The sequence below is a fragment of the Blattabacterium cuenoti BPAA genome, assembly GCF_000348805.1.
Lineage (GTDB): Bacteria > Bacteroidota > Bacteroidia > Flavobacteriales > Blattabacteriaceae > Blattabacterium > Blattabacterium cuenoti_B.
In genome coordinates this window covers 484,791-511,243 of the sequence record NC_020510.1, presented here as the reverse complement: position 1 = coordinate 511,243, position 26,453 = coordinate 484,791, and the positions used below count along the sequence as shown (strand labels likewise).

The 26,453-nt window shown below is 26.2% G+C and carries 24 protein-coding genes and 1 tRNA gene; 14 read left to right on the top strand and 11 right to left on the bottom strand.

What is annotated here, in order from left to right; all coding sequences use genetic code 11:
• Nucleotides 1-94 precede the first annotated feature (94 nt).
• Nucleotides 95-874 (top strand): type III pantothenate kinase, encoded by a 780-nt coding sequence (locus tag BPAA_RS02500; protein ID WP_015430091.1) that lies wholly within the window; start codon nucleotides 95-97, stop codon nucleotides 872-874.
• A gap of 39 nt (nucleotides 875-913) precedes the next feature.
• Here the strand turns inward: BPAA_RS02500 and BPAA_RS02495 are convergent, their stop codons facing one another.
• The 7 genes from BPAA_RS02495 to recG form a co-directional block, all read right to left on the bottom strand.
• Entirely contained in the window at nucleotides 914-1,315 is a 402-nt protein-coding gene (locus BPAA_RS02495; RefSeq protein ID WP_015430090.1) for an HIT family protein, read from the bottom strand.
• Entirely contained in the window at nucleotides 1,308-1,790 is a 483-nt protein-coding gene (gene greA / locus BPAA_RS02490) for a transcription elongation factor GreA (RefSeq protein ID WP_015430089.1), read from the bottom strand. Before greA ends, BPAA_RS02495 begins: the two co-directional genes overlap by 8 nt.
• Nucleotides 1,791-2,127: 337 nt before the next feature.
• Nucleotides 2,128-3,444 carry a UDP-N-acetylglucosamine 1-carboxyvinyltransferase gene (gene murA / locus BPAA_RS02485; protein WP_015430088.1) on the bottom strand — a complete coding sequence of 439 codons (1,317 nt, stop codon included), beginning with the start codon at nucleotides 3,442-3,444 and terminating at the stop codon, nucleotides 2,128-2,130.
• A gap of 35 nt (nucleotides 3,445-3,479) precedes the next feature.
• The gene (locus BPAA_RS02480) at nucleotides 3,480-4,073 is read right to left on the bottom strand and encodes a DUF4290 domain-containing protein (RefSeq protein WP_015430087.1); all 594 of its coding nucleotides are present in this window, start codon (nucleotides 4,071-4,073) and stop codon (nucleotides 3,480-3,482) included.
• Nucleotides 4,074-4,094: 21 nt separating this feature from the next.
• Complete coding sequence (locus BPAA_RS02475) at nucleotides 4,095-5,093, bottom strand: cation diffusion facilitator family transporter (protein ID WP_015430086.1); 999 nt, start codon at nucleotides 5,091-5,093, stop codon at nucleotides 4,095-4,097.
• 9 nt (nucleotides 5,094-5,102) lie between these two features.
• A complete protein-coding gene (locus tag BPAA_RS02470; RefSeq protein WP_015430085.1) occupies nucleotides 5,103-7,262 on the bottom strand; it encodes an ATP-dependent helicase in 2,160 nt (719 codons plus the stop codon).
• A gap of 7 nt (nucleotides 7,263-7,269) precedes the next feature.
• Nucleotides 7,270-9,339 carry an ATP-dependent DNA helicase RecG gene (gene recG / locus BPAA_RS02465; RefSeq protein WP_015430084.1) on the bottom strand — a complete coding sequence of 690 codons (2,070 nt, stop codon included), beginning with the start codon at nucleotides 9,337-9,339 and terminating at the stop codon, nucleotides 7,270-7,272.
• Between the two features lie 61 nt (nucleotides 9,340-9,400).
• Between recG and BPAA_RS02460 the strand changes: the two genes are divergently transcribed.
• From BPAA_RS02460 to ribD, 4 genes are all read left to right on the top strand, one after another.
• Nucleotides 9,401-9,475 (top strand) — tRNA-Val (locus BPAA_RS02460).
• A 23-nt stretch (nucleotides 9,476-9,498) separates the two neighbouring features.
• Nucleotides 9,499-9,696, top strand: coding sequence for a 30S ribosomal protein S21 (gene rpsU, locus BPAA_RS02455; protein WP_015430083.1), 198 nt, complete (start codon nucleotides 9,499-9,501; stop codon nucleotides 9,694-9,696).
• Between the two features lie 18 nt (nucleotides 9,697-9,714).
• Entirely contained in the window at nucleotides 9,715-10,473 is a 759-nt protein-coding gene (locus BPAA_RS02450; RefSeq protein ID WP_015430082.1) for a shikimate dehydrogenase family protein, read from the top strand.
• Nucleotides 10,474-10,478: 5 nt separating this feature from the next.
• Nucleotides 10,479-11,510 (top strand): bifunctional diaminohydroxyphosphoribosylaminopyrimidine deaminase/5-amino-6-(5-phosphoribosylamino)uracil reductase RibD, encoded by a 1,032-nt coding sequence (gene ribD, locus BPAA_RS02445; RefSeq protein WP_015430081.1) that lies wholly within the window; start codon nucleotides 10,479-10,481, stop codon nucleotides 11,508-11,510.
• Here the strand turns inward: ribD and BPAA_RS02440 are convergent.
• A complete protein-coding gene (locus BPAA_RS02440) occupies nucleotides 11,499-12,542 on the bottom strand; it encodes an acyl-CoA reductase (protein ID WP_015430080.1) in 1,044 nt (347 codons plus the stop codon). The two genes, ribD and BPAA_RS02440, sit on opposite strands and share 12 nt — an antisense overlap.
• A gap of 27 nt (nucleotides 12,543-12,569) precedes the next feature.
• Here BPAA_RS02440 and BPAA_RS02435 point away from each other — a divergent pair, with 27 nt between their 5' ends.
• Together BPAA_RS02435 and BPAA_RS02430 are read left to right on the top strand one after the other, a co-directional pair.
• Nucleotides 12,570-12,905 carry a 4Fe-4S binding protein gene (locus tag BPAA_RS02435; protein WP_015430079.1) on the top strand — a complete coding sequence of 112 codons (336 nt, stop codon included), beginning with the start codon at nucleotides 12,570-12,572 and terminating at the stop codon, nucleotides 12,903-12,905.
• A 9-nt stretch (nucleotides 12,906-12,914) separates the two neighbouring features.
• On the top strand, nucleotides 12,915-13,616 hold the full coding sequence (locus tag BPAA_RS02430; protein ID WP_015430078.1) for a uracil-DNA glycosylase: 702 nt from the start codon (nucleotides 12,915-12,917) through the stop codon (nucleotides 13,614-13,616).
• Nucleotides 13,617-13,622: 6 nt separating this feature from the next.
• Here BPAA_RS02430 and lpdA read toward each other — a convergent pair whose 3' ends face one another.
• From lpdA to rny, 3 genes are read right to left on the bottom strand one after another with little or no spacing between them, the layout of a single operon-like run.
• Nucleotides 13,623-15,047 (bottom strand): dihydrolipoyl dehydrogenase, encoded by a 1,425-nt coding sequence (gene lpdA / locus BPAA_RS02425; protein WP_015430077.1) that lies wholly within the window; start codon nucleotides 15,045-15,047, stop codon nucleotides 13,623-13,625.
• 27 nt (nucleotides 15,048-15,074) lie between these two features.
• The gene (locus BPAA_RS02420) at nucleotides 15,075-16,049 is read right to left on the bottom strand and encodes a deoxyhypusine synthase family protein (protein WP_015430076.1); all 975 of its coding nucleotides are present in this window, start codon (nucleotides 16,047-16,049) and stop codon (nucleotides 15,075-15,077) included.
• 14 nt (nucleotides 16,050-16,063) lie between these two features.
• Nucleotides 16,064-17,635 (bottom strand): ribonuclease Y, encoded by a 1,572-nt coding sequence (rny, locus tag BPAA_RS02415; protein WP_023469958.1) that lies wholly within the window; start codon nucleotides 17,633-17,635, stop codon nucleotides 16,064-16,066.
• 242 nt (nucleotides 17,636-17,877) lie between these two features.
• On the opposite strand from rny, the gene BPAA_RS02410 reads away from it, so the two are divergent.
• From BPAA_RS02410 to BPAA_RS02380, 7 genes are all read left to right on the top strand, one after another.
• Nucleotides 17,878-19,032, top strand: coding sequence for a cysteine desulfurase family protein (locus BPAA_RS02410; RefSeq protein ID WP_015430074.1), 1,155 nt, complete (start codon nucleotides 17,878-17,880; stop codon nucleotides 19,030-19,032).
• Nucleotides 19,033-19,106: 74 nt separating this feature from the next.
• Complete coding sequence (locus BPAA_RS02405; RefSeq protein ID WP_015430073.1) at nucleotides 19,107-19,760, top strand: succinate dehydrogenase cytochrome b subunit; 654 nt, start codon at nucleotides 19,107-19,109, stop codon at nucleotides 19,758-19,760.
• Between the two features lie 11 nt (nucleotides 19,761-19,771).
• On the top strand, nucleotides 19,772-21,796 hold the full coding sequence (locus BPAA_RS02400) for a fumarate reductase/succinate dehydrogenase flavoprotein subunit (RefSeq protein WP_015430072.1): 2,025 nt from the start codon (nucleotides 19,772-19,774) through the stop codon (nucleotides 21,794-21,796).
• 27 nt (nucleotides 21,797-21,823) lie between these two features.
• Complete coding sequence (locus BPAA_RS02395) at nucleotides 21,824-22,576, top strand: succinate dehydrogenase/fumarate reductase iron-sulfur subunit (RefSeq protein ID WP_015430071.1); 753 nt, start codon at nucleotides 21,824-21,826, stop codon at nucleotides 22,574-22,576.
• A 6-nt stretch (nucleotides 22,577-22,582) separates the two neighbouring features.
• A complete protein-coding gene (locus BPAA_RS02390) occupies nucleotides 22,583-23,539 on the top strand; it encodes an acetyl-CoA carboxylase carboxyltransferase subunit alpha (protein WP_015430070.1) in 957 nt (318 codons plus the stop codon).
• Between the two features lie 93 nt (nucleotides 23,540-23,632).
• Nucleotides 23,633-25,204: a replicative DNA helicase gene (gene dnaB, locus BPAA_RS02385; RefSeq protein WP_015430069.1), complete on the top strand. Its 1,572-nt coding sequence runs from the start codon at nucleotides 23,633-23,635 to the stop codon at nucleotides 25,202-25,204.
• Between the two features lie 16 nt (nucleotides 25,205-25,220).
• On the top strand, nucleotides 25,221-26,447 hold the full coding sequence (locus tag BPAA_RS02380; protein ID WP_015430068.1) for an ABC transporter permease: 1,227 nt from the start codon (nucleotides 25,221-25,223) through the stop codon (nucleotides 26,445-26,447).
• Nucleotides 26,448-26,453: the final 6 nt, after the last annotated feature.

The window sequence follows — 26,453 nt, the reverse complement described above, 5'->3', positions numbered from 1 at the left end:
TATATAAAAACATGTCATGAATATGTTCTGAAATAAAACAATTGTCTGACTTAAAAGACGTTTTTATTTAAAAATTATGAAAATATTGTGAATCATGTTATTAATAATAAATATTGGAAATTCCAGTCTTCGTTTTGGAATATTTGATAATAATTATAATTTAAAATGTAATTATTCTTGGATCATAAGTAGTACCCCACATAGATCACTAGATGAATATATTTTTATATTTAGAAAAACATATCACCAATATGGTATTTTTTCCAAATTTATACAAAATATTGTCATTGGATCAGTAGTTCCTTCTCTCACAAATGTTGTGAAACAATCTTTATATGAAATACATAAAATAAAACCTATCATCGTAGATAGAAATTCCGATTCTCCTATAAAACATGATTCTCATCAATTAGGTACCGATTTATATGCTAATGCTATAGCCGCATATACATTGTACAAAAATCAAAACACCACTTATTTTCTAGTAGTAGATTTTGGAACGGCATTAAGTTTTACCTGTATAGATAAATGTGGTCGCCTTCAAGGTGTTATTATAGCCCCTGGAGTCAATAGTTCTTTAAATGCATTGATTGGAAATACAGCTCAATTATCAAAAGACATAAAATTAAAAAAACCTTCTAGTATATTAGGACAGTACACAGAAACATGTATTCAAAGTGGAATCATATATGGATATTTAAGCATGGTGGAAGGATTGATACATAGGGTTAATCAAGAATTGAAAACAAATTGTTTTGTTATTGCTACCGGAGGTTTTGCTCATATATATACCCCTTTAACAAAGAAAATTCATATAACAGATAAACTTCATACTATGAAAGGATTAAAAATTCTATTTCATTGGAATCATTAAATTGAATATCAGTATAATGTAAACGAAGATTTATATATTTTAAATAGATCTTTTTATTTTTTCTGATAAGATTTGAAAATTTTTTGAAGACAAATCCATTCTTTTTCTGTAAAAATTTCCATCACTTTCTTTGTCCATAGGAATTAAATGAATATGAACATGAGGAATTTCAAAACCCATAACAAATATACCTACACGATTGCAAGGAATGATTTTTTCTATACCTATAGCTACTTTTCTTGTAAAAGACATAATAGAGATAAATTCTTTTTCCGATAGAGAAAAAATTTTATCTCTATTACTTTTTTTTGGTATAACCAAAGTATGTCCTATTTTTATAGGATAAATATCTAAAAAAGCTAAATGATCAGAATCTTCTGCTACTTTATAAGCTAAAACTTCATTATGAATTATTTTTTGAAATATATTCTTATTATTCATTAAATGCTATTTCTAAAATTTCATAATCGAGTATCATTTTATTAGGTAACTTAATATGGGCTATTTCTCCCACTTGTTTTCCAAGTAATCCTGTTGATATAGGAGTATTTATAGATATTTTTCCTGATTTCAAATCTGCTTCTCCCTCTGGGACTAAGGTATAAATTTGTTCTCCTCCGTAGGTTAAATTCTTGACTCTTACTGTGGAAAGAATAGAAACTCTAGTTCTATTAATTTGTGATCCATCTATGATCCGTGAGTTGGATAGTTTTTTTTTTAACTTAGCTATATTCATTTCTAAAAAACCTTGAGCTTCTTTTATTGCATCATATTCTGCATTTTCTGATAAATCCCCTTTATCTCTAGCTTCCGCTATTTGCATGGAAATTTTCGGCCTTTCTATGTTTTCCAATCTTTCGATTTCTTTTTGTAATTTTTCTAATCCTTCTTTAGTTATATATTCAAATTTTTCCATAGTTCTTCAATTTTTTTTCTGATCTTTTTCATTCAATTTATCTATTTAGATGAGATCATAAAGTTATATGATTTTGAAATAAACACAACATATGTTTCATACATGACAAAAAATGAGATATTTTTTGTTTGCAAACATTCAATAAAAGATATTACATTTTGATTTAATTAAAATTACGAATTTTTGTGTTGATTTGATAAATAGAATATACTTAAAAAATGGTAGGTTTTTTTTATAAAAAATGTAAAAAAAATAAAGTAAAAATTGTGTATATACTTTTTTTTGAATAGAAGTAAAGTATATATCCTTATGATTATTGTGATTAATTAAAAAATTATCATGTTATTCTTAGAATATCCGCCCCTAAAATCCGTAATCTTTCGTCTATATTTTCATATCCTCTATCTATTTGTTCTATATTTTTAATAATACTGGTTCCTTTAGCAGAAAGAGCTGCTATAAGAAGAGATATACCTGCTCTTATATCTGGAGAATTTAATATAGATCCTCTAAGAGGAGATTTATGATTTAATCCTATAACAGTAGCTCTATGAGGATCACATAATATGATTTGAGCTCCCATTTCAATAAGTTTATCTACAAAAAATAGTCTACTTTCAAACATTTTCTGATGAATTAAAACACTACCTTTAGCTTGAGTAGCTACTACAGTTAAAATACTTAATAGATCTGGAGTTAATCCAGGCCATGGAGCATCAGATATTGTTAATATTGCATTATTTAATGATTTTTTAATTTGATAAGATTTTTGGGATGGAATATAAATGTTATCTTTGTCCTTTTCTAACTTTATACCCATTTTCTGAAATGTGTAAGGAACAATTCCTAAATTTTTCCAACTAACATTTTTAATTTTTATTTCAGAACAAGTAATAGCAGCCAACCCTATCCAACTACCTATTTCTACCATATCAGGTAATATGGTATGATGTTCACATCCTCCTAATTCTTTGACTCCAATTATATTAATTAAATTAGATCCTATTCCTTTAATCTTGGCTCCCATTTTATTTAATAATTTGCATAACTGTTGAATATAAGGTTCACAAGCGGCATTAAAAATTGTAGTTTTTCCTTTAGCTAAAGTGGCAGCCATAATGATATTAGCCGTTCCTGTAATAGAAGCTTCTTCCATTAAAATATATTCTCCAGTCAAACTGTTTTTATGAATTTGTAAGTCAAAATATTTATATTCATTATGATAATGGATCCTACTTCCTAACAATTTTAATCCTGTTAAATGAGCATCTAAACGTCGTCTACCTATCCTATCTCCTCCAGGTATTGGAATACAAACTTTTCCAAATCTGGAAAGTAAAGGGCCTGCAATCATAATTGATCCTCTGATAGATTTTCCATACTCCCGGAATTTTTTTGTATTTAAATATTCAGTATTTATATTTTTTGCTTGAAAAGTATAATCTCCAATTCCATTTTTTGTTATTAAAACTCCTAAATCTTTAAGAATTTGCATTAAACATTTAACATCTCCTATTTCTGGAATATTTTTAATTCTCAATTTTTCTGAAGTTAATAATACGGCACATAATACCTGTAGAGATTCATTTTTAGCACCTTGTGGTTGAATTTCTCCTTTTAAAGGAAATCCTCCTTTTATTTGAAAAATACTCATTCCATTATAATGATTGAAAAATTATGTTTTATTATTTAGTATTTTTCTTTTTTTTTATATTTCAAAATATGAGAACATTGTAATAATGAATCTGTATTTTTCATTAAACATATTTTTCCTTTTGAAAGTTTTTTTAAATCTTTAAATATGACGTCATCTTCCACCATACTCTTATTCCATCTTAGATAGTTTTTTTTCATTGTATTAGCAATAGCATAAAATAATCCTTCTTTCTTTTGCGTATCTTTACAACGTATTGCTGCATGAATCATATTTCTTATGATTTTACCATAATATCTAAAATTAGTTAAATATTTAGGATATACTACTTTTTTATTACAAGAACTCATTTTATAGGTTTCTTTCGTATTTGGTTTAGGAAAAGGAGTATCAATATCTAATTGATATTTAGACATGATAAATAGTTGATTCCATAATTTATGTTGAAAATAAGAAATAGACTTTTGAAATTTAGGATGAATATATCCCGTCATTAATTTAATAATCCCCCATGCACAACGATTTCTTTTTTTTCTGTTTTTTATTTGTATGGCGTAGTCTATCATTTTATGAATATTTCTACCATATTCTGGTATCACCAATTTGAAACGATTAGTGTTGTATTCCATAATATCTATCTATTTTAAAGTTTAAGTATTGTTATTATAATAAGATGTTTTATCTAAAGTCCAAAGAATTTTTTTTTGAAAAAGGTTTTTTCTTACTTTACAAGAATGATTAAAACAAAATATACAATGATTATTAGAACAAGCTTCAACGTGAACCGATAATTCTACTTTAAATCCAAATTTATTTTTAGTTAGTTGAGTTAATTTTTTCACTTCTTGATTTGCTTCTTTTATATTAAAAAACCATGGAACAGTTAAATGACAATCGATATGCAATGCACTCCCATATTTAATAATTTTTAAATGATGAAGATCAATCCAATGATCATCTCTATTTTTATTGAGATAAAAAGACAATTTTCTTAAAAGTTTTTTATCAGATTCATCCATAATTCCAGCTGTAGCATTTCTTAATAATTTAAATCCTGTATATAAGATTAAAGATGAAAAAATAATAGAAATAATAGGATCAATCCATATACATTTAGTAATATTCAATAAAATAAGCCCTACAACTATACCAAAAGTAGAATAAGTATCGATTTGAAGATGTTTTCCACTAGCTATTAATGTTAAAGCTCCATTTTTATGCCCTATTTTGCAGGCTAAAAATCCTAAAAAATAATTAATAATTCCAGTAAAGGACATTAAAAAAATTCCATAATCTAATCTTGATAAAAGAATTCCATGCATATTATATTTAATACGTATAAAAGTATTTATAAAAACAGTAGCTCCTACTATAGAAATTAAAACACCTTCTATGGCTGTTGAAATAAATTCTATTTTACCGTGTCCATATGGATGATTTTGATCTTTAGGCAAAGATGATATATAAAGGCTACATAAACCGATAAAACCACTAATGATATTAATCAAACTTTCCATAGCATCACTAAATATAGAAAGTGAAGAAGTAATATGCCAAGTAATTAATTTTATGAAAAATAAAATAATCGCTACAAAACAAATTATTTTCTGAAAATAGAAATTTAATTTAATTTTTTTTGAATCATTCATAAATTGTTGTTATGAGTAAATAACAAGTTTATCCAATTTTAGAAAAATTCTTTTTTCTCCTGATTGTTGAAATTTTATTAAAGCTATTTGATTTTGATTTTGCAATTCTACAATGATTCCTAATCCAAAATTTTTATGAAAAACTTTGATTCCTTTTTTCATTTTTAAATATTTAGAATTTTCATAATTTTTATTATGATTCACATGATGAAAATGATTCAAAGAATGAATTTTTTTTTTTTCTAATATATCTTTATGATGATTTTCTATATCAATGAAATTTCTATTCATTTCGTGAATAAAACGACTAGGGGTATTTTCTTTTTTTTTACCCCATATAAATCTATGTTTTGCATAAGTGAGTACTGCTTTTTTTTGAGCTCGAGTTAAAGCAACATAAAATAAACGACGTTCTTCTTCTATTTTGAACGAGGTTGAAAGACTTGATTTTGATGGAAACAAATTTTCTTCTAATCCTGCAATAAAAACAATGGAAAATTCTAATCCTTTGGATAAATGAATTGTCATCAATGAAACTTTATTTTCTTTATGATGATTAATATCTTCATGTATTTCCAAATAAAAACATTGTAAAAAACCAAATAAACTTGTATCTCCATGATTTTTTAATTCTTTTTGTTTTTTAACATATTGAAATACATAATCAAGTATAGATTGAAAATCTTCATTTTTATAATTATAATAGTTTTTTTTTGTCAAGAAATTTATCACATTTTTTGCTATGACATATGCATTGTCTTGTTCTGCGTTAACACGTAACTTTTCGATTGTAAAAATTAAACTTATAAATTTATTTTTTGTTTTATTATTTATTCTTAATAAAGATTTATAATCTTCTATATTTTGTATTATGTTATAAACTGTAATTCCTTTTTTTTTAGATAAACTTAATATATTTTTTACTGTTTTTTGATTTCTTTTTTTTAGAATACGTAATAAAGACTCTTCATCATCTGGATTTACAATCACTCTAAGATAAGCTAAAAAATCTCGAATTTCTTTTCGATTTTCAAACGAAATAGATCCATATATATGATATGGTATATTTTTTTTTTTGAGTGAGTATTCTATAATATGTGATTGAATCTTTGCTCTGTAAAGAATAGCAAAATTTTCAAATTGTAAATTTGTTTTTCTTTTTATTGAAAGAATCGAACAAGCAATATATTGTGCTTCTTTTTCTTCAGAAGAAGCACAATATATTTTTATTTTTTCTCCTTCTTCATTATTTGTCCATATTTTTTTTAAAATTTGATTTTTATTAAAAGAAATAATATTGTTAGAAGCTTGCACAATATAGTTAGTAGAACGATAGTTTTGTTCAAGACGAAAGATTTTAGCATTCTTATAATCAAGATGAAAATTTAAAATATTTGAAAGATGAGCTCCACGAAATCCATAAATACTTTGAGCGTCATCTCCTACTACAAAAAGATTTTTATGTTGAGAAACTAAATTTTTTATAACAGTATTTTGAGATAAATTAGTATCCTGGTATTCGTCAATTAATATGTATTTAAATTTTTTTTGATATTTTTTCAACACATTTGGAAAATAAAAAAATAAATAATTAGTATGAAGTAATATATCATCAAAATCTAATGCATTTGCTTGAAAACAACGTTTTGTATAAAATTTATAAATTTTAGTAATAGATTCTTCCACTTTCTGATTTATTAATTTTTTTTTATAGAATAAACCATACAAATTATTTTTGTATTCAGAAATTTTTCTTTTGATCTCTTTATAATTCAAAGATCTATCAAGATTTAGATCTTGTAATATTTGTTTGATAACATTTTCTGAATCTTTATGATCATAAATAGTATAATTAGATTTAAATCCCAACCAATGAGATTCTTCTCTTAGAATATTTGAAAATATAGAATGAAAAGTCCCCAGTGTGATTTGATCAAAATCTGTTTGATTCATCATCATGTCAGAAATACGATTTTTCATTTCTTTAGCAGCTTTTTTGGTAAAAGTTAAAGCCAATATATTAGAAGGAGATATTCCTATATTTTGAATCATATGAACAATGCGGTGTGTAATAACACGAGTTTTTCCTGATCCTGCTCCAGCAAGAACTAATATGGGCCCATTAATCGTTTCGATAATTTTTCGTTGAGAGCTATTTAGAGAATTCATTATTTATTTATTTACAAACTTTCCATTTATTTTTTTTATAGTATTCATAAAAAATATTTTTTGTATTATTTAAAAAATTAGGATTTTTTTGAAAAAAAATTTTAGCAATTGGAAAAACTTCTTTTATTAATTTATAATCTTCTATCAGATTTACTATACGAAAATAATTTTTTCCACTTTGTTTAGTTCCTATTAAGTCTCCACCACCACGTAATTTCAGATCTTCTTTAGCTATTTCTAATCCTTTATTTGTTTCACACATTTTTTTGATTCTAAAAAAACCTTCTACACTGATTTTATGATCCGTAATAAGAATGCAATAACTTTGGTGTATCCCTCTTCCTACTCTTCCTCTTAATTGATGCAATTGAGATAATCCAAAAAGATCTGCATTTTCTATTAAAATCACTGAAGCGTTAGGAACGTCTACTCCTACTTCTATAACCGTAGTTGCTATTAGAATTTTGGTTTCTCCACGTAAAAATCGATTCATTTGTATATTTTTTTCTTGAAAATTCATTTCACCATGTAAAATTCCAATTTGATTTTTCAAATTTTGAAATTTTTCTCTAATTTCCTGGTATCCTATCATTAAATTTTTGTATTTCAAAGAAGTATTTATAGTGGGGTATATAATATAAATTTGTCTTCCTATTGAAATTTGATCTTTCACAATTTTAAAAGCTTGATCTCTATTTTTATTCCAAAAATGAATAGTTTTAATAGGTATTCTTCCTAAAGGCAATTGTTTTATGATAGAAATATTTAAATCATGATAAATAATCTTTGCTAATGTCCTAGGAATAGGAGTGGCTGTCATAATTAAAATGTGAGGAGTTTTCTCATTTTTTTTCCAAATTTTTTCCCTCTGTTCTACTCCAAAACGTTGTTCTTCATCTATTATTGCTAATCCCAAATTTTGAAATTGAACTTTATCCTGAATTAAAGAATGTGTTCCTATTAAAATAGAGATTTTTCCTGTTAATATTTCATGATAGAGAGATTTTCGTATAGAATCAGAAATAGAACTTGTTAATAAGGCTATTTTAATTCCAATTTTAGAAAACATTTTTTTTATAGAATAATAATGTTGTATGGCTAGAACTTCAGTAGGGGCCATCAAACATGATTGAAACCCATTATCTAAAGCAACAAGCATTGATAACATAGCTATGATGGTTTTTCCACATCCTACTTCTCCTTGTAATAATCGATTCATTTGAGTGGGTTTTTTCAAATCATTCCATATTTCCTTAAATACTTTTTTTTGTTCTTCTGTTAAAGTAAAAGGTAGAAAATTTTTGTAAAAATTATGAAAATTCTTTCCTAATTTTGTAAAAGGATAACTATGTGCTAATCCTTTTTTAGATAGGAAAAATAGTTTTAATAGGAATAACTCTTCAAATTTTAAAGAATGTTTCGCTTTTAATAAGGAATCTAAAGATTCTGGAAAATGAATTTGAATTAAAGCTTTTTTTCTCGACATTAATTTTTTATTCATCAAATCTTGAAAAAAAAATTCATTTATATCATTTTTTAACTCTTCTATAAGATTTTGTAATAAATTAATCATGAAAAAATTATTCACCCCTTTTTCTTTTAAATTTTTAGGAATAGGATATACAGGAAATATAGAATAATTTTTTACTGAAGAATAGAATTTTTTAATGTTTGGATGAATAATTTGAATTTTATTTTGAAAATATTTAACTTTTCCAAAAACTATGACTGTAATATTTTTTGTTATATTTTTTAATATATTCTTTTTTTGAAACCAAACTAACTCAATAGAACCTGTTTCATCTTCAAGATCTGCTATTAACATTTTTCCTTTTTTATTTTTATAGTTTATTTCTTCAATCTTAGTGATTTTACCTAATATTTTTACAAAATCATTCTCATGATTTGACAATTCTGATATATTTTTTATTGCGGATAAACGCATATATCCTTTAGGATAAAAAAAAAGTAAATCCTCGTATGTATAAAGGTTTAATTCAGTATTGAATAAATAAGCTTTTTTTAAACTCAATCCTTTTAAATACTTTATAGATTTTTTTAGAATATTGCAGGACATAATAAAAGTAAATTATAAATCCATTATATATCAAAAAATACTTAATTTTGTTGATTTTAAAGGACATTTAGCTCAGTAGGTTTAGAGCGCTACTTTGACAGAGTAGAGGTCATCGGTTCAAATCCGATAGTGTCCACAAAAATTATTTATTAAGTTTTTATGATCTTAATTACTACTGTTAGAGAAGGAGAATCTATTGATAAAGCTTTAAAAAAATGTAAAAAAAAATTTGATAAAACTCGTATTTTAAAAGAGTTTAGAGAAAGACAACAATATATAAAACCTTCTGAAGGAAGAAGAAATGAAATATTGAGAGCAAAATATAGAGAACGTATGAAATCGAAAAGAGAAGAATAGACTTCATATTTTTTTATTATGAAACATGAAAAGACAAGAATTTATGGTCTGATAGGAAAGGATATTAAATATTCTTTTTCTAGAAAATTTTTTATTGAAAAATTCAAACAGGAATCTATTTTCAATGTAGATTACGAAATTTTCGATATTCCAAAAATAGAAGATGTCTCGTTTATATTTCAAAATCCTTATTTGAAAGGATGTAATGTGACTATTCCTTATAAAACAAGTATCATTCCTTTTCTTACTCAAATTATGCCTGAAGCAAAATCTATAGGATCTGTGAATGTAGTAAAAATTACGAATAAATGTAGAATTGGGTTTAATACAGATGTTTTAGGTTTTGAGTGTTCTTTTAAAAAACAATTTAAAAGAATTAAAAATAAAAAAGATTTTAAAGCATTAATTTTAGGAACTGGAGGGGTTTCTAAAACCATTTCATTTGTTTTAGACAAATTAAAAATTCCATATCAATATATTTCTAGAAAAAAAAATAGAGGAGTTCTGGTTTATGAAGATATAAATCAAAATTTATTGAAAAAATACAAAATGATCATTAATTGCACTCCTATAGGAACATATCCCAATATAAATTCATGTCCATCTTTACCTTATCAATATGTTTCCTCCGAACATTATTTTTATGACCTAGTTTACAATCCCAATAAAACTTTGTTTCTAAAAAAGGCAGAAGAAAAGGGGGCTTTGATCCAAAATGGGTTAGAAATGTTCTATCTTCAAGCTGAGGAATCCTGGAAAATATGGAAAGAAATATAAAATTCATGAGATATAAAGAAATTTTTATGAAAAGAGCTATACAATTAGCTAAAAACGGATTAGGATTTACATCTCCCAATCCTATGGTTGGATGTGTAATAGAGAGAAATGGAATTGTTTTATCAGAAGGATATCATTATAAAAATGAAATGTATCATGCCGAGTTTATGGCTATTAATAATGTCAAAAATAAATACTTATTTTTTGATTGCACTCTATATGTTACATTGGAACCATGTGTTCATTTTGGAGAAACCCCTCCTTGTGTTGATTTGATAATTAAAAAAAATATTCCAAGAGTAGTAGTGGGAATACAAGATCCTTGTGAAAAAGTGAAAGGATTAGGAATAAAAAAATTAAAAAAATATGGAGTTGAAGTTATAGAAAATGTATTAATAGATCAATGTAGAATTTTAAATAAACGTTTCTTTACTTTTCATGAAAAAAAACGTCCTTATATTATATTAAAATGGGCACAAAGTGATGATGGTTTTATATATTCAGAAAAAAAAAAATACAATTGGATTAGTGGAATACATGCTAAACAACTAAATCATAAATGGAGGTCTGAAGAAGATGGGATTTTGGTAGGAAGAAAAACTGTATTAAATGACAATCCAAAGCTAAATGTTAGAAAATGGTTTGGTAAAAATCCTATTAGGATTTTTGTTGATCAAAAATTGAGTATTTCTGATTCTTATTTTATTTTAGATGGATCTCAACATACTATTGTGTTTACAGATAAAAATAAAGAAAATCAAGAAAATATAGAATATGTTCAAATTTCTTTTAAGAAAAAAATAATATATCAAATATTGGATTGTTTGCATAAAAAAAAATTTTTATCCTTAATAGTGGAAGGAGGAAAAGAAACTTTAGAAAATTTTATCAAAGAAGATCTTTGGGATGAATGCCGGATTTTTATATGTAAAATTATATTAAAAAGTGGATTAGAAGCGCCTAAAATAGGAGGAACGATCTATCAAAAAATGAATCTTGATAACAAAGATCAGCTGATTATTAAATCACCCATTTAAAAATTGAATTGTATCGATTTCATCTGCATAGTTTTCTAATTTTGGATACTGTGTTTTTCCGAAAAGTGTTTCTTTTTCTAAGAAATTTTTAGAAACAATACATTGTATCTCGTTACTGTTTTCTAAAATTACTTTTTTTAACTGATTTAAATTATTATAAAATTCATAATAAACTACAGATATTGGACTATGATAATTCTTTTCTTCTTTCAAAAGAACGAAATGATTTTTTTGAAAAGAAACTTTGTTTATAGTATAAATAGATAGATAATATTTATAATTATCTGTATACTTGTAATTTTTTGTAATATATTCGGATATAAATGATTTTTTTAAAATCCAATGAACATTATAATCATGAGGAATAAATATTTTTCCTACATTTCTACATCCCCTTCCCGAATAAGTTAACATATCTTTATTTAAAAGAATTAATTCCTCTTCTGTTTCCCTTCCTTGTAACACAGCCACAGAAGTTCTACTTTTTCTAAGTAAAACAGGATATTTTCTAAAATAATATTCAAAATAACGGAATGTATTATTATTTCCAGTGGCTATTACATAATCAAATTTTTCATAAAAAATGTTATTTGTAAATTTGATTTTATTTTTTAACATGGGGTTTTCATGTATTATTATTTTACATAAAAATGGAAGTAATAAATTATCTTCTTCAGATAATTTAATTATGATTTTATGTCCTGATAAAATCACACACAAAAAATCATGAAATCCAACCATTGGAACATTTCCAGGCATAATAACAAGAACTTTTTTAGATTTTTTTTTTGTGAAAGAATATTTACTCATCCAAAATTCTAACTTTTCCTTTTTAAGAGTTTTTCCCCATTGATCAAAAGTTATTAATAAATCCTCTATTCTAAACCAATTATTTTCAATAGTTATTCTTTGAATAATTTTTAGAAAAGAAGAAAAAAATTTTTTATAATGTTTGGATAAATACTTGTCATATGAATAAAAATTTTTAACTTCCCTTAAAAAAGATCCTAATTTATCAAAAGTTTTAATCATTATTTATTTTAATTTTTTCAAAATTCAATGTCCATAAAAATTACAGAAAAATGCATAAATTGTGGAGCTTGTGAACCTGAATGTCCTAATCGAGCAATTTATGAAGGAGGAAAAAAATGGAGAATGTCAGATGGAACTTCTTTGAAAAAAAACAAAATACTAGATCCAACTAGATTTCAAGAACCCAAAAAAAAGGATATATATTTTATTGTTCCGGAAAAATGTACAGAATGCGTGGGTTTTTATGATCAACCTCAATGTATTATAATTTGTCCAGTTCAATGTTGTATTCCAGATAAAAAAAATTATGAAAATAAAAAGAAACTTATTCAAAAAAAGAATTTTTTACATGGAAATCTTTAGTTCATTTTTATGATGATACTAAAAGAAAAATCAGAGATTAATTTCGATTGGATTTCCTTATTAAAGGATGAATTTCATAAACCTTATTTTATAAAATTATTGAAGATTCTTAGAATTGAATATAATCGTTTTATTTGTTTTCCTAAACAAAAAAATGTATTTCTTTGTTTAAAATATTGTTCTTTTCAAAGATTAAAAGTAGTTATCCTAGGACAAGATCCTTATCATAAAGATAATCAAGCGGATGGTCTTTGTTTTTCTGTTCCTGATGGAATACCCATTCCCGCTTCATTAAAAAATATATTTACAGAAGTGAATAATTGTTTGAATTTAAAAACAAGTTATTATCCTATTAGTGGATCTTTAATTCATTGGGCAAAGCAAGGAGTGTTATTATTAAATTCAATATTAACAGTCAGAAAAGGTTTTCCTTTGTCTCATAAAAATATAGGATGGGAACTTTTTACTGATCAAATTATACAAACTATTTCCGATCAAAAAAAAAATATTGTTTTTCTTTTATGGGGAAAGTATGCTCAAAGGAAAATACCTTTAATCAATTCTTTTCATGATCATTACGTTTTAAAAACCTCACATCCATCTCCTTTTTCTGCTCATATGGGTTTTTTCGGATCTAAACATTTTGAAAAAACTAATAATTTTCTGAAAAAAATAGGAAGAAAAACCATTTTTTGGAATTTTTGGCACTAAAAGTATTTACATATGTATAGAACGATTTTCAAAGTTTAATAAAGCGGCTTCTTTAAATGATTCACTGAAAGTAGGATGAGGATGACATATTCTATATATATCCTCTGAAGAGGATCGAAATTCCATAGCGACAGATGCTTCCATAATCATATCTGAAGCATGATCTCCAATGATATGGACTCCTAATATTTCATCTGTTTTTTTGTGAGAAATCATTTTTAAAAAACCATCAGTACAGCCACTCGTACGAGCCCTCGCTAATATTTTCATAGGAAAAATCCCTATATTATATTCTATTTTATCTTTCTTAATTTCATTTTCTGAGCGTCCAACACTGGCTACTTCAGGGTAAGTATAAATTATTGATGGAATTAAATTATAATTTAAATTATTTGGTTTTTGTCCCACTATATGTTCCACTACATATAATCCTTCTTCTTCAGCCTTATGTGCTAACATTTTTCCTCCTATAACATCTCCTATTGCATAAATATTCTTTACAGAAGTTTGTAAATCATCATTTACATGTATAAATCCTTTTTTATTTTTTTGAATCTTTATATTTTCTAACCCTAAATTTTTTGTATATGGTTTTCTTCCTATTGATAACAGACAATAATCTCCTATGAATTTCACTTCTTTTCCATTATGATTTTTTTTTGCAAAAACAGATATTTGTTCATGATTTTCTTTAAAAATATTGGAAACAGATAAAGAGGTTTCTATTTGAATAGAAGATTTTTCTAATATTTTTTTCATTTCATGACTTAAAGAATCATCCATATTTGATATGATTTTTTCCATAGGTTCTATGATGATAATTTTACTTCCTAATCTATTAAAAATAGAACCTAATTCTAATCCAATGATTCCTCCTCCAATTATGATTAATTTTTTTGGAATCTCTTTTAAATGAAGAGCTTCTGTAGAAGAAAGAATTCTATTTTCTAGATGAAAATTTAAGTGGGGGAAGCATGAAGGTTTAGATCCTGTAGATATGATGCAATATTGAAATTGTATTTCTTCTTTTTCTTTCAAGGATTTTATATCTTTTAGAAACAGAATATTTTTGGTTTTAAATGAACCTATTCCTTGATATACATCAATTTTATTTTTCTTCATTAGATATTTTACTCCATTATTTATATTTTTTACTACCTCATTTTTTCTATCCATCATTTTTTTGAAATCAAAAAATAATTTTTCAAAAAAAATTCCATGTGAAGAATAATTATTTTTAGCTAATGAAAAATATTTAGAAGAATCTAAAAGAGATTTAGAAGGAATACAACCTACATTTAAACATGTTCCGCCTAATTCCTGATACTTCTCTATAATAGCAGTCCGAAGTCCCAATTGACTTGCTCTGATTGCGGAAACATATCCTCCTGGTCCAGAACCAATAACGACAAGATCATATAAATTTTTCATCAATTTTTATATTTTATAATCAATAAATTACATATTTAATATATATGCAAAAATAAGCGGAGCAACTATAGTAGCATCTGATTCAATGATAAATTTTGGAGTATCTTTATCGAGTTTTCCCCAAGTGATTTTTTCGTTAGGAATAGCTCCAGAATAAGATCCATAACTGGTTGTGGAATCAGAAATTTGACAAAAATAAGACCAAAACGGAGTAGAATGAAATCCTATATCTTGAGATAACATGGGGACCACACAAATAGGAAAATCTCCTGAAATACCTCCTCCAATTTGAAAAAAACCTATTTTGTGTTTTATAGATTCTTTTTGATACCATTTTGCTAAAAATATCATATATTCTATCCCGCTCTTTACAAGAAAAGGATGAAATAGTTTTTTCATACAATATGAGGCAAAAATATTTCCAATTGTGCTATCTTCCCATCCTGGAACTATTAGGGGTATATTTTTTTTTGCTGCAGCTAAGACCCAACTGTTTTCTGAATCTATATCGTAATAGGGTTTTAAAATGTTTTCTAATAATAATTGATAAATGTATTCATGAGGAAAATAACGTTCTGATTTTTCTTTAGCTCTTGTCCATATTTTTAACATATGTTTTTGTAATTTTTTAAAAGCTTGTTCTTCTGGAATACAAGTATCAGTTACTCTGTAATAACCTTTTTTTAAGAAATCTTTTTCTTCATCAGGAGTTAAATCTCTATAGTTGGGTATCTTTTTATAATGAGAATGAGCTATCAAATTCAATAGATCTTCTTCCAAATTAGCCCCCGTACAAGAAATAATATGAATTTGATCTTCTCGTATCATTTCAGATAATATTTTTCCTAATTCGGCAGTACTCATTGCACCGGCTAGTGTTACCATCATTTTTCCATCATTTTGAATATGATATTTATATGCTTTAGCGGCTTCTGATAAAGTTAAAGCATTAAAATGAAGGAAGTATTTTTTAATAAAAGAAGTTATAGGAGAGTCTTTCATAATTTTTATTAATTTTATCTAGCTATTTGTACAGCTCGAGTTTCTCTAATCACTGTCACTTTAATTTGACCAGGATAAGTCATTTCGTTTTTTATTTTTTCTGTTATATCACAAGATAATTGAAAAGCTTTTTTATCATTGATTTTATCACTTTCAACTAATACACGTAATTCTCTTCCTGCTTGTATGGCAAAAGCTTTATTAACTCCATCAAAACTCAACGCTATATCCTCTAAATTCTTTAGCCTTTTTGAATAAGATTCAAAAGAATTTCTTCTTACTCCAGGACGAGCTCCACTAATAGAATCTGAAATTTGTATTATGGGAGAGAGTAGTACTTTCATTTCTATTTCATCATGATGTGAACCGATGGCATTACAAACTTCCATGTTCTCTCCATATTTTTCTGCCCACTGCATTCCTAAAATAGCATGAGAAAGTTCTGATTCGTTTTCAGGAACTTTTCCTATATCATGTAATAATCCAGCACGTTTTGCCAATTTTGAATTTAACCCCAATTCAGAAGCTAATATTCCTGATAAACGAGCCACTTCCCGAGAATGCTGTAAAAGATTTTGTCCATAAGAAGAACGATATTTCATTCTTCCTATCATTCTGATTAATTCTGGATGAATTCTATGAATTCCTAAATCTATAATGTTTTTTTTTCCTACTTCTATAATTTCCTCTTCAATTTGCCTTTCTGTTTTTGCTACTATTTCTTCGATTCTAGCTGGATGTATACGTCCATCTATAACTAATTTATGAAGAGCTAATCGAGCTATTTCTCTTCTTATAGGATTAAAGCAAGATAAAAGAATGGCTTCTGGAGTATCATCTACAATAATTTCTACTCCCGTTGCTTTTTCTAGAGCTCTTATATTTCTTCCTTCTCTTCCGATTATACGACCTTTAACATCATCTGATTCTATGTTAAAAACGGATACAGCATTTTCTACGGCTTGTTCGGTTCCAATTCTTTGAATCGCTTGAATAACAATTTTTTTTGCCTCCATTTTTGCAGTTAATTGTGATTCTTCTATAATGTTTTGTATGTGAGTTTGTGCTTTTGCTTTGGCCTCTTCTTTAAGAATTTCAATTAATTCATTTTTAGCTTCTTCAGAAGAAAAATTAGATATTTTTTCAAGTAATTCTACTTGTTGAATATGCATATTTTTAAATTCTTCTTGTTTTTTTTTAAGAATTTTATATTTTTTCTCGTAATCATGTATTTGTAATTCTAAACGATTATTTTTTTTAAAATAGATTTCTATTTCTTTAGACAATCTATTTTTTTTTTCTTTTGTTTTGTTTTCTATATCAATTATTTTTTTTTCTCTCAAATAAACGTTTTTTTCATGTTTAGATTTAAGTTCTATAAATTTTTCTTTTGCTTGAATCATTTTCTTTTTTTTTATGGATTCTCCTTCTTTTTCTGCATTGTTTATGATTTTTTTTGCTTGAAAATTAGCTTTTTCCAATAATTGAATATATTTTTTTAATATAGTTTTTTTTCCAAAAAAATAACATGTAATAATTCCAATCAAAAACCCCATTAGAACCAAAAATCCAACATTTATTTCCATATTCACTCAATTTAAATAAAAATAAAATAGACATTTTAATCACATTATTAAAACAACAAATATTTATTTAACAAAAGCTATAAAGTTTCTTTTTAATGAAGACTTTAAAATATATTTTCCAATATAATGTATGATAAATATACAAAATTAAAAATGAGATTTTTTATTAAAATATATTTTTAACAAACGGAATTTGAATACATTATATATTTGTATGTATATGTAAAAATTTTTATTTTATAATGAAACGAGTATATTTGGATAACGCAGCTTCCACTCCTATAAGAAATGAAGTTTTGAAAGTAATAATGAACACATTAAAATACTCATTAGGAAATCCTTCTTCTGTACAGCACAGTTATGGAAGAGAAGCTCGTTCAATTTTAGAGGAATCTAGAATTTGTATCGCAAAAAATATTAAAGCATCTCCTTCTGAGATCATTTTTACTTCAGGAGGAACTGAAGCAAATAATCTCGTATTGAGATCTTCAGTATTAGATTTAGGTATCCAACATATTCTAACCTCACAGTTAGAACATACATCCGTATTACAAACAATTTTAGATCTATCTATTAAATATAAAATATCTGTAGATTTTATTTCAATTAATAAAAAAGGAATACTAGATTTCAATAATATGGAAGAAAATTTGAAAAAAAACATATATAAAAAAACACTTGTTAGTTTAATGTATGCTAATAATGAAATTGGAAATTTGTTAGAAGTGGATCAAGTCGTTTTTTTATGTAAAAAATATAATGCTTATTTTCATTCAGATACCATACAAGGTATAGGAAATCTTCCTATTAATATGGAACAATTATCCTGTGATTTTGCTACTGCCAGTGCACACAAATTTTATGGACCAAAAGGAATTGGGTTTGCTTTTATAAGACATCATCTTTTAAAAAAAATGAAACCTTTTATAACTGGTGGAGTTCAGGAATATGGAATCCGTTCAGGTACGGAAAACATACATGGAATTGCTGGATTATCAGAAGCTTTACGATTATTTTATTGTAATTTTACAAATCATATAAAAAAAATACAAGATTTAAAATCTTATTGTATTTTAGAATTAAAAAAAATAATTCCCAATATCATTTTTAATGGATTATCATCTCATCCTGAGAAAAGCACTCCCTCAATATTAAATTTTTTATATCCCATAAAACCGGATCATTTGTTTTATTTTCATTTAGATATAATGGGAGTGGCTGTCTCTAAAGGAAGTTCTTGTAATAGCAAGAATCAGAAAAAATCTCATGTAATTCAATCTATAACAGATGAATATTTATTAAAACGAACAATGCCTATTAGAATTTCTTTTGGAATTTTTAATGAAAAAAAAGATATAGATTTACTTGTGAATATTCTTCAAAAAATTAGAAAATAGTGATGACTTTCATATAAAAAAATATTTCATATATCTTAATTTATATTTACTTTTAAATAAACATGTGAATTACAGTGAATCATTGCAATTTTGTTCAATCTTCTATTGGAAAGAAAGTGGTCATGGCGACTACAGGAGTTTTTTTAATGATTTTTTTGCTATTGCATTTGAGTGTGAATTTATTTCTTTTTTCAGGAGAACAAGCTTTTAACAAAGCTGTTTTTTTTATGAGGAAAAATATATTTATCCGAATAATGGAATATGTTCTTGCCATAGGTTTTATAATTCATATTTTATTAGGAATTAAGCTACATTTAGAAAATAGAAAAAGAAAAGGAGAAGTAGATTATGCTGTGAATTCTTATTCTACTAGTTCATTTAGTAGTCGTACAATGGTATATACAGGAACTTTAATTTTATGTTTTTTAATTTTACATCTTATCAATTTCATGATTCCCATGAAATATTCAAATGATATTCGTTCAATTTCTGATTATAATATAGTTGTTTCTTTATTCAAAAATCCTTTTTATACATTGATATATGTATTTTCGTTTTTTATTTTAGGCATTCATTTAAATCATGGATTTCAATCTTCTTTTCAATCTTTGGGTTTATCCAATGAAAAAAGATGGGCTTGGATTCAAAGATTTGGATTTTTATATTTTTGGTTCATTTGTTCTGGATTTTCTCTTATTGCTATCTGGTTTTTTTTTAATGATAACTAATATTTTTTTTGATGAAAAATTCCTTTAAATTTCATTCTGAAATTCCAGTCACTTCGTTAACTCATAAATGGATCGATCATAAATCGACTTTAAAATTAGTATCTCCTAACAACAGATCTAATATAGAAATTATTGTTGTTGGAACAGGTCTTGCTGGAGGATCAGCTGCCGCTTCTTTATCAGAATTAGGATATAGAGTAAAAGCTTTTTGTTACCAAGATTCTCCAAGAAGAGCGCATTCTGTAGCTGCACAAGGTGGAATTAATGCATCTAAAAATTATAAAGGAGATAACGATTCAATTTATCAACTATTTTATGATACAATTAAAGGTGGAGATTATAGATCTAGGGAGGCTAATGTTTATCGTTTAGCAGAAATCTCTTCTAACATTATAGATCAATGTGTCGCCCAAGGTGTTCCATTTGCTCGTGATTATGCAGGATACTTGGAAACCAGATCTTTTGGAGGAACAAAAGTTTCTAGAACCTTTTATGCAAAGGGTCAAACAGGACAACAGCTTTTATTAGCATGCTATTCTTCTATGGCTAGACAAATAGGAAAAGGAAGAATAAAAATGTATAATCGTCATGAAATGTTAGATTTAGTAACGGTGGATGGGGTAGCTAAAGGAATTATTGCAAGAAATCTGATTTCCGGAAAAATAGAAAAACATGCAGCACATGCTATAGTTATAGCTTCAGGAGGGTACGGAAATATATTTTTTTTATCTACCAATGCAATGGGATCTAACGCAAGTGCTATATGGAAAGTTCATAAAAAAGGAGGATTTTTTGCTAATCCTTGTTACACTCAAATACATCCCACTTGTATTCCTATACATGGAAATTATCAATCTAAATTAACATTAATGTCTGAATCATTAAGAAATGATGGAAGAATATGGGTCCCCAATAAATTAGAAGATGCCGTTTTCTTACGAAATGGTTCTAAAAAACCTGAGGATATAAGTGAAGAAAATAGAGATTATTATCTTGAAAGACGCTATCCTTCGTTTGGAAATCTTGTTCCGAGAGATGTTGCTTCTAGAGCGGCTAAAGAACGTTGTGATAAAGGATTTGGAATAGAAAATAATGAGAACAAAGAAGGCGTATTTTTAGATTTTAGTTTTTCTATAGAAAAATATGGAAAAGAAAAAGCAAATGAACTTGGAATTCAACAACCCAGTTCATTGGATAAAAAAAAATTAGGAAAAAAAATAATGGAATCTAAATATGGAAATTTATTTCATATGTATGAAAAAATAACCAATGAAGATCCTTACAAGACTCCTATGAAAATTTATCCAGCAGTCCATTATACAATGGGAGGATTGTGGGTCGATTATAATTTAATGACATCTATTCCTGGATGTTATGTTATAGGAGAAGCTAATTTTTCTGATCATGGATCAAATCGACTTGGAGCTTCTGCATTAATGCAGGGATTAGCTGATGGTTATTTTATTCTTCCATATACCATAGCGGATTACTTATCTAAATGTATCACAGAAAAGATATCTACCAAACATATAGCTTTTCAACAAGCAGAAAAAAATGTAAAAGATAGAATTCAAAAACTTATTCAAAATAATGGAAATATGCCTGTTGATTTTTTTCATAAAAAACTTGGAAATATTATGTGGAAATATGTAGGAATGAGTAGAAACCATATAGGTTTATGTAAAGCTATAAAAAATATACAAGAACTTCGATATGAATTTTGGAAAAATGTTTTCGTTCCCGGATATGTTGATGATGGATTAAACTCTGAATTAGAAAAAGCTGGACGTGTTGCAGATTTTTTAGAATTAGGAGAATTAATGGCTATGGATGCTTTAAATAGAAAAGAATCTTGTGGAAGTCATTTTCGTGAAGAATACCAAACAAAAGAAGGAGAAGCTCTTCGTGATGATGTTCATTATAAATATGTTTCTGTATGGGAATACAGAAAAAATTATCCTATAAGTGATGAAATTATGCATAAAGAAGATTTAAATTTTACTTTTGCAAAAGTTCAGTCACGTTCTTATAAATAAAAAAAACATAATTAAAGAAAAGAACTTATGAATTTTAAGTTAAAAATATGGAGACAAAAAAATAGTAAGGAAAAGGGATATTTTAAAACTTATCAAATCTATAATATATCTTCTAATAGTTCATTTTTAGAAATGTTAGATATTCTAAACAATCAGATTATCTTATGCAAGAAAAAAGATTCTTCTCCTATATCATTCGATCATGATTGTCGTGAAGGAATTTGTGGAATGTGTTCTCTATATATTAATGGAAGAGCACATGGTCCAGATAGTTTAACTACTACTTGTCAACTTCATATGCGTCATTTTCATGATGGAGAAACTATATATGTAGAGCCTTGGAGGGCTAAACCTTTTCCTATAATTAAAGATCTTATTGTAGATAGATCATCTTTTGATAGGATTATTATATCAGGAGGATATATTTCTGTAAATACATTTGGAAAAACAATAGATGGAAATATGATTCCAATTTCAAAGCATCAAGCAGATAAAGCTTTTGATGCGTCAACGTGTATTGGTTGCGGGGCATGTGTCGCTGTATGTAAAAATAGATCGGCAATGTTATTTGTTTCAGCAAAAGTTTCACAATTTGCTTTATTACCTCAAGGAAAAATAGAGAGAAAAAAAAGAGTTCTGAATATGATAAAAAAAATGGATGAAGAAGGATTTGGAAGTTGTACTAATACCAGAACATGTGAAGTTGAATGTCCAAAAGGAATCTCCACAGAATATATTTCTTTTATGAATCGTGAATATATTCAATCATTTACTATTTAATTTAATATGGAGTATTTAGATTTTGAGAAACCGATCCAAGAAATTCAGGATCAATATGTGAATTGTGTACTAATAGAAAAAAAGAGTGGGATAAATATGAAAGAAATTTGCAATCAATTGCAATTGAAATTGGAAAAAACTATTAAAAAATTACACAGTAATCTTACACCTTGGCAAAGAGTACAATTATCTAGACATCCAAATAGGCCTTATACTTTAGATTATATATATTCCATAACAAAAGAAGATTCTTTTATCGAATTACATGGAGATCGTCATTTTGGTGACGATAAGGCTATAGTAGGAGGGTTTGGAAAAATAGAGGATTATACTTTTATGCTAATTGGAACTCAAAAAGGAAAGAATACTAAGGATAGACAGTATAGAAGATTTGGTATGCCTAATCCAGAAGGATATAGAAAAGCTTTGCGTCTTATGAAATTAGCAGAAAAATTTGAAAAACCTATTATTACTTTCATTGATACACCAGGAGCTTTTCCTGGAATTGAAGCAGAAGAAAGGGGACAAGGAGAAGCCATAGGTAAAAATATTTATGAGATGATGTGTTTAAAAGTTCCCATTATTGTTTTAATTATAGGAGAGGGGGCTAGTGGAGGAGCTTTGGGAATTGGAATAGGAGATAAGGTTTCCATGATGGAGAATTCTTGGTTTTCTGTAATTTCTCCTGAAAGTTGTTCTACCATACTATGGGGAAGTCGCGATCATAAAGAAAAATCAGCAGAAGCATTGAAATTGACAGCAGGAAATATGCATCAATTAAATCTTATAGATGAGGTCATCAAAGAACCTTTAGGAGGAGCTCATTTTTGTCCTAAAAAAGCTTATAAACTTGTCAAAAAACAAATTATTAAACATTATAAGCAATTATCTGAAATTAATATAGAATTTCTTATTAAGAAAAGAAAAAATAAGTATATTTCTATTGGTTTTTTCGATGAATAACTTTCTATATTATGATTTATTATTTATGATACCGATTATCTATCTTTTATTTAGTTCATTCTTTATTTATGTTTATTTTTTTAAAATGATTTTATGAGTAATATTATACAGGAAGAAACCAATCGATTTCGTTTCAAAAACTTAAAAGGGGGAAAAATTCCTCCTCAAGCATTAGATTTAGAAGAAGCCATAATAGGAGCTATTATGATTGATAAAAAAGGATTAGATGAAGTTATTGATATACTTTTTCCTGAAATTTTTTATAAGAAAGAACATCAAGAAATATTTTTTGCGATACAAAAATTATATCATAATTCTAAACCTATAGATATATACACTGTTTTAAATGAACTTCGAAGAATCGGAAAATTGGAATCAATAGGAGGAGAATTATATTTAATTGAATTAACACAAAAAGTTATTTCTTCTGCACATATAGAGTATCATAGCCGTATAGTAGTACAAAAATTTATTCTAAGAAAATTAATCAGTATATCTTCTCATATTATCCAAAAATGTTATGAGGAAAGTACAGATGTTTTTGATCTTTTAGATCATGCAGAATCAAAACTTTTTGAGATTCATCAGAAATATTTAATAGAAAAACAATATGAAACCACTCAATGTCTTATACAAAAAGCTATTGAAAAAATTAAAAAAACAGAAAAAGAAGGATTAAGTGGAATTCCTTCTGGATTTCATAGACTGGATTATATTACTTCTGGATGGCAGAATTCTGACTTAATCATATTAGCTTCCAGACCTGGAATGGGAAAAACCACTTTTATGTTATCTATGGTTAAAAATATAGTTGTAGACCAAAAAATTCCAATTATAATTTTTTCATTAGAAATGTCTTCTATTCAATTAATTACAAGGTTGATTTCTTCAGAAACTGGCATTTCTTCAGAAAAGATTAAAAGAGCAAATTTATCTCAATCAGATTGGAAGCACTTGTTCCATAAAACAGAAAATTTAAAAAATGTTCCTTTATTTATAGATGATACTCCTTCTTTATCTATATTTAGTTTGCGTGCAAAATGCCGTCGTTTGATATCTCAACATGGAATTAAATTAATATTTATAGATTATATGCAATTAATGGGGATTCATGATCATGGTTCTAAATTACAAAATAGAGAGCAAGAAATATCGGTTATTTCTAGGAGTCTAAAATCTATAGCAAAAGAACTAGATATTCCAATAATAGCTTTATCTCAACTCTCTAGAGCTGTAGAAACAAGAGGAGGAAACAAACGTCCTGTATTATCTGATTTACGGGAATCAGGAGCAATCGAACAAGATGCAGATATAGTTTTGTTTATTTACAGACCTGAATATTATGGATTTAAAATTTGGGATTCGGATGAAGATAATGATTCCTGTATAGGTCAAGCAGAAATTATAATTTCTAAACATAGAAATGGAGGATTAGATAAATTTCGTTTAAAATTTATAAGTGATCAAGCTAAATTTGTAAACTTAGAAGAAAAAAAACATGTTTCATTAGTTTGGGAAGAAGATTACAAAAAAAATGTTCTTGATCAAGAAGATCTTTTTATATCTTCTCCTTATGAGGATTTTGAAGATCATACGTTATCAGAATCTAATTCTAATAATGAAATAGACTTCAATGATGAAAATTCTTTGAAAAAAGAAATTTAGAATTAAAAAAATAAAATTGAATTTTGAATGGTTTTTTTCCAAAAAGACAGTTTGGGAGGATTGTAGAAAAAATCAAACTCTTAAAACAATAGTTATCATAACACAAACAACAATAATTTTTGGTTTGATTATAGCCTTTTTAACTTTTTCTATAGGATTTGGATTTAAAGAAATTATAAAAGATAAACTATTAAATGTTAGAGGACAGATTCTAATTCAGAAAGAAAATTCAAAAACAATTTCTCCTTTTTTTTCTAGAATAAAAAAGAAATTTTTATTGAAAAAGTTTTTAAAATCTGATTTAGTTAAACAAATTCATGGAATTTCTGAAAACAATGTGATTATTTCTACAAATAAAAAAATAGACAGATATATATTTAAAGGATTATATGAAGATTATAATCCCGCTTTTTTTCAATATTTTTTAATAACGAAAAATGTTTCTCCAAAAAAATTCTTATGTAATCAAAATGTTCTTTTATCTAAAAAAATATCCTTATCATTAGGATTAAATGTTGGATCAAACATAAGAATAGATTTTTTATCTTTTGATAAAAAAGGAAATCCTATCTTTTTTTCAAAAAAATTTATAATTTCTGGTTTATATGAAACTGGAATACCGGAATTTGATGATGTATATATTATTGGAAATATAAAATCTATTCAAAAAATTTACGGACAGAAAAAAGATTTAGTAGAAAAATTTGAGATTTTTGTTTCTTATGAAAATATAAAAAAAGAAATTTTTAAGAAAAACCCTAAAGAATTTTTAGTTCAAAATATTAAAAGTAATCATGATCTCATAAAATGGATAAATATTTTTGATATAAATATTATTGTTATTAGTCTGATTATATTTGCATCTGTGACCATTAACATGGTAGTATTTATTCTGATTCTTCTTTTAGAAAGAATTAGAACTATAGGTATTTTAAAAACTTTAGGAGCTAAAAATAAAGTTATACATAAAATATTTTTGTTTTATATTGTGCAAATATTGACCCCTTCATTAATTATAGGAAATAGCATTGGAATCACTTTATTAGTACTGCAAAAAAAATTTCATTTAATCTCATTAAACAAAACACAATATTTTGTTGATTTTGTTCCTATTCGCATCAATATTTTCCATTTTATCATTATCAATTTATCTATTGTTTTTATTTGTTTTATAACAATATTTTTTCCTTCTTCATTTTTTATTAAAAAAACCCATCCCATAAAAGTGATAGAATTTGAATAAATTAAA